This window comes from Halovivax sp., assembly GCA_007119345.1.
Taxonomy (GTDB): domain Archaea; phylum Halobacteriota; class Halobacteria; order Halobacteriales; family Natrialbaceae; genus Halovivax.
On record SKPV01000072.1, the window covers coordinates 1 to 5261 of the forward strand.

Annotated in this window: 5 protein-coding genes; 1 reads left to right on the forward strand and 4 read right to left on the reverse strand. The window is 69.2% G+C overall.

What is annotated here, in order from left to right:
- The 4 genes from QZT59_RS05205 to QZT59_RS19140 form a co-directional block, all read right to left on the reverse strand.
- A partial coding sequence (locus QZT59_RS05205) for a nucleotide sugar dehydrogenase (RefSeq protein WP_290812359.1) occupies positions 1-874 on the reverse strand: 874 nt, incomplete at its 3' end.
- Positions 871-1872, reverse strand: coding sequence for a Gfo/Idh/MocA family oxidoreductase (locus QZT59_RS05210; RefSeq protein ID WP_290812362.1), 1002 nt, complete (start codon positions 1870-1872; stop codon positions 871-873). The genes QZT59_RS05205 and QZT59_RS05210, both read right to left, overlap by 4 nt.
- A 146-nt stretch (positions 1873-2018) precedes the next feature.
- Positions 2019-3161: a DegT/DnrJ/EryC1/StrS aminotransferase family protein gene (locus QZT59_RS05215; RefSeq protein ID WP_290812365.1), complete on the reverse strand. Its 1143-nt coding sequence runs from the start codon at positions 3159-3161 to the stop codon at positions 2019-2021.
- The gene (locus QZT59_RS19140; RefSeq protein WP_394348639.1) at positions 3158-3736 is read right to left on the reverse strand and encodes a DapH/DapD/GlmU-related protein; all 579 of its coding nucleotides are present in this window, start codon (positions 3734-3736) and stop codon (positions 3158-3160) included. Before QZT59_RS19140 ends, QZT59_RS05215 begins: the two co-directional genes overlap by 4 nt.
- Positions 3737-4116: 380 nt before the next feature.
- Here QZT59_RS19140 and QZT59_RS05230 point away from each other — a divergent pair, with 380 nt between their 5' ends.
- Complete coding sequence (locus QZT59_RS05230) at positions 4117-4644, forward strand: hypothetical protein (RefSeq protein ID WP_290812368.1); 528 nt, start codon at positions 4117-4119, stop codon at positions 4642-4644.
- Positions 4645-5261: the final 617 nt, after the last annotated feature.

Genomic DNA, 5261 nt, shown 5'->3' on the forward strand with positions numbered 1-5261 from the left:
GAATACAGTGACCGCCGACGCCCGGACCAGGTTCGTGGAGCTGACACATCGGCAGCTCGTTGGCGGTCTCGATCGCCTCCCGAACGGAGATCCCCAGCTCGCCGCTCGTCGTCGCGAGCTCGTTCGCCAGGGCGATGTTGACGTCCCGGTAGATCCCCTCGAACACCTTGACCGCCTCGGCGGTCGTCGCGTCCGAGACGACGTGGACCTCTCCGTCGGTCACCTCTCCGTACAACAGTGCCGCCGCCCGCGCGCTCTCGGCGTCGACGCCGCCGACGACCTTCGGGTACCGACCGCGAATATCCCGCAACGCGGTCCCCGACGACGTCCGCTCGGGACAGACGGCGACGCCGAACTCGCCTCGTTCGACGTCCGAGCGTTCCGCGAGCGTCGGGACGACCGCGTCGCGAGCGGTACCCGGCGGGACGGTCGATTCGAGCACCACGAGGTCGCCGGGCGACAGCCCCGCCGCGATGTCGTCCAGCACGGCCTCGACCGTCGAGAGGTCCGGCTCGTCCGCGTCGGTGAGCAGCGTCGGGACGATGATCGCGTGGACGCGGGCCGCCGCGGCGGCCGCGGGGCCGTCGGTCGTCGCGCGCAGGCGGCCGCGGTCGACCCGATCGGCGACGAGTTCGTCGAGGCCCGGTTCGCCGTCGACGTGGCTCGCTCCGGCGTTCACCGACGCCACGACCGCCGGATCGACGTCGACGCCGATGACGCTACCCGCGGTTTCGGCGTACACCGCCGCCAGCGGGAGCCCCATCTTGCCGAGTCCGTAGACGGCCACCGGCACGTCGCCGTCCGCGAGCGCCCGCCGCTGCCGGCCGACGGTCGCCGTCGATCCGTAGAGTCCGTCTCCGTCCCATCGGTTCATCGCGCGCGCACCTCGAGTCCGTCCTTCTCGGCGACCCGGCGGTCGATCTCGCGGACCGTCTCGAGCGCTCGCAGCCCGTCTTCGGCCGTCACCTCGGGGGCCGATCCCGCCGTCGCGGCGGAGACGAACGACTCGAGTTCCGCCCGCAACGGCTCTCGGTTTTGTACTTCCGGTCGCTCGATGACGCTCTCGTGGCGATACCGGTTGCCGCCGGCTTCGTCGCTGACGTACTCGGGGAACGAGTCGCGGTAGAGCAACACGGTCTGGTCGAGGTAGTCGATCTCGACGAGGCAGTCGCTCGCCGTCACGGTCAGCCGCCGAACCTTTCGCTGACTGACGCGGCTGGCGGTGACCGTGGCGACGACGTCGTCGAATTCGAGGGTCGCCGTGGCGTGCTGGCCGTCGGCCGTCCCCGTCGCGGCGATCGCGCTCGGCTCGTCGTCGAGCAGCGACTGGATGACGTCGACGTCGTGGATCATCAGGTCGAGCGTGACTCGATCCGAGATCGAGCGATCGACCGGCGGGCCGAGTCGCTTCGCGTCGACGGCGATCACGTCGAGATCGGCGATCAGGCTCGCGGCCGTTCGAACGGCCGGGTTGAAGCGCTCGACGTGGCCGACCTGGAGGAGCAGCCCCCTCTCGCGGGCGAGCGTCTCCAGCTCCCGGCCCTGCTCGGGGCCGGCCGTGATCGGTTTCTCGACGAGGACGTGGACGCCGGCGTCGAGACACCGCCGAACCGTCTCGTAGTGGGCCTCGGTGGGCACGGCGACGGAGACGAGGTCCGCGTCGTCGAGCAGCTCGTCCATCGGTCGGGACGTCGTCCCGTATTCGGTCGCGACGCAGCGCGCCAGGTCCTCGTCGAGATCCGAGACGCCGGCGAGTTCGACTCCTCGTAGCTCGCTGTAGACGCGCGCGTGGTTCTCTCCCATCGCCCCGACGCCGATGACGCCGGCTCGCGGGGGTGTCGGTGCGGTCACGGTGGAATCTGATACGGTCATGTGGTAGTGGGCGGCTGTGACTGGTCGGTCGTCCGCTCGATCTCGCGGTCGGAACGGCCCGGCTCCCGGAGCCGGGCGCGGTCGGAGGCGATCGCGGAGGGTCTCTCGTGTTCGATCACGCGTCTGATTCGGCCGATCGGGATGGGTTATTCGGCCTCCGAGCGGTCGACGCCGGCGGTCGAGGGACGCTCGAAGTGAGAGCGGACCGCGTCGACGACGGTCCGGCGATCCGCCGCGTCGAGACCGGGATGGACCGGTATCGACAGCACCTCATCGGCGGCCCGCTCGGCCTCGGGGAGGTCGGCGGCCGCGGTGTGGACCGACTCGTAGGCCGGCTGGTGGTGGATCGGCGTCGGGTAGTAGACGCCGGCGCCGACCCCGGACTCGCTCAGCGTTCGTTTCAATCCGTCGCGGTCGGTCGTCCGAATCGTATACTGGTGGTAGACGTGACGGTATCCGTCCGGTTCGAGGGGCGTCTCCATCGGCAGCTCCGACAGCGATTCGTCGTAGAACGCGGCGTTCTCGCGACGAGCCTCGGTCATCCCCGGAAGCCGATCGAGCTGTCGGCGCCCGATGGCGGCCGCGAGGGCCGTCATCCGGTGGTTGTGACCGAGCTCGACGTGTTCGTACCCGCCGTCGTCGTCGGCCCGGCGGCCGTGATTGACGTAGCTGGCGGCGCGTTCTGCCACCGCCTCCCGATCCGTCGTGATCATCCCGCCTTCGCCCGTGGTCATGTTCTTCGTCGGGTAGAACGAGAAGCAGGCGGCGTCGCCGATGGCGCCGACCCGGGTTCCGTCGATCGCGGCGCCGTGGGCCTGACACGCGTCCTCGAGGACGAAGAGGTCGTGGCGCTCGGCGATCTCGGCGATCGCGGGCATCGCCGCCGGAAGGCCGTAGAGGTGGACGGGGAGCACGCCGACCACGTCGTCGCGCCGGCGGCAGATCTCCGCGACGTGTTCCGGATCGAGCGCGTAGGTCTCGCGGTCGACGTCGGCGAACACGGGTCGGCCGCCGGCCAGCCTGATGGCGTTCGCGCTGGCGACGAACGAGAACGGCGAGGTGATCACCGCGTCGCCCGCCTCGACGCCGAGGGCTTCGAGGGCGGTGTGCAGCGCCGTCGTTCCGTTGGACGTCGCCACGCCGTGTTCGACGCCGCAGTAGTCGGCGAACTCGTCCTCGAACGACCTGACCTCGGGGCCGTCGGCCAGCCGTCCGCGTTCGAGGAGCGTCTCGACGCGTTCGTACGCGGCCCGGCCGACGTCCGGGTCGACGAGTGGGACGTCCGTCATGCGAGCTGATTCGGCCCTTCGAGGGTTTCCGGCAGCGTGCGCGTGCTGGCCGGGGCGCCGACGGCGAGCGTGTCCGGCGGGACGTCGTCCGTCACGACCGACCCGGCCGCGACGAACGCGTTCTCCCCGATGGTGACGCCGGGCAGTATCGTCGCGTTCGCCCCGATGGACGCGCCGTCCTCGATGGTCGGTCCCTCGAGGTCGACGTCCCGCCGGATCGGGTACTGGTCGTTGGTCAGGACGGCGCCCGGGCCGACGAAGACGTTCGAACCGATCCGACTGTCCGTCGGCACGTAGACCGCCGACTGGAGGCTCACGTGCGAACCGATCTCGGTCCGTCCGTCGACGACGGTCTTGGTTCCGACGAGGACGTCGTCGCCGACGGTGGTCTCTTCGCGGACGAGAACGTCGTGGCCGGTCGCGAACCCGTCGCCGATCGTCACGTTCCCGTAGACGATGCTCCCGGCCCGAATCGTCGCGTCGTCGCCGATCCGGGTCGGCTCCTCGAAGTCCCCGTACCCGACGGTGACGTCGTCGTCGATCTCACAGTCGTCGCCGCAGACGAACTGGCTCATGGCGCTACCCCTCGGATCGGACCGCGTGGTGTCGAATCGATCATGGTCAGTTCCGCAACTCGGGTGCAATCGTCAGGATACAACCGGTAGCGAGGCTTTGTTATCCCCGACCTGACCTGTCGGTAGTGCCGATCTACAGCACCCCCGGACCGATCCGTCGATCGGCCCGAACCGGTCGCGATCGACGCCCAGCGCCGCCGATGAGCCGCGCCGAACGGAAAATATCGGATTACCGGTCCGTCACGGCCTCCGACCGGTACAATCCGCTTTCGTCGGGGTAGACGGCCGATAGTAAAGCGGTTCTCCGTGTCACCACGGGACGTGAGGTACCCGATCACGACCGTCACTTCGGACCCGTTCGCGGGCGACGGAGGCAGACGATGAGCGAGGATGAGCTCTCCCAGGCGGAACTGTTCGACGTGTTCAGTAACGCGCGACGACGGATGGCGGTCCGGTTCCTCAAGGAGCGCAACGGCACGTGCGACCTGGCACCGCTCGTCGAGCAGGTCGCCGCCTGGGAGAACGACGTTCCGCCGGACGAGGTGACTCGCGCCCAGCGCCGACGGGTGTACATCTCGCTCTACCAGACGCACCTGCCGATGCTCGAGGAACACGGGATCGTCGACTGGGACCCGGAGGCTCACCTCATCGAACTCCTCCACGGACCGGCGACGTTCGAACCGTACCTGGACCGACACCCCGAAGACGGCCGCGAGTGGCACCGGACGTACGGAATGCTGTCGATCGTCGGCGCGATCGGACTCGTGCTCGCGTGGCTCTCGATCGGCCCGCTCTCGGCGGCCGCGACGCCGGTTCTCGCGGTCGCGCTCTCCGGGGCGTTCTTCATCGTCGCGACGGTTCAACGCGTCTCGCGGGCGGGCTACGGCCCCGTCTGGTCGACGCGATAGCACCGATCGACGGGGACTGATCGGGTCCTCGACTTCTCACGCGGGTTCGGACGACTGTCGATGGATCGTCCTCCCGAGCGGAACCGTCGCTCCGACGACGTCGCTCGCCGTTCATATCGGGCGCGAGGGTCGCAAAACGGTTTGCACTCGCCGTCGTTCCGACGGGCCCGGATCGAGCCGACGGCCTCGCAAGCGCTCGATCGGCAAGGATCGGCCGACCCCCGGTGGTGATCCCGCTACAAATCGTCGCCCGACGGTGACGTCGGCGTGAAGTCGCGGATCGGAACGCGGCCGGGAAAATTCACTCGCATTAGGGCGGTATTCACTGTCGCCGACTGGACGGTCCACGTTCGCTCGGTCTTTCGGAAGCGGGTAACGTCTCGATCGATCGCTCCGAGACGGCGAACGAGACTCGTCTCGAGGCGGGCGCCCGCACGGTCGGCATCGCGGAGCGAGCGAACGCTCGGAGGTGATTTCGGAACGAGCGAACGCTCGGAGGTCACTCCGGAGCGAGCGCCAGCTCAGTCGTCGTCGTCTCCGGTCAGGGCGTCGATGATGGCCCCGAGCACGTCGTCGTCGTCATCGTCCGCCTCCTCGACCTCGCCATCGTCCGCCGC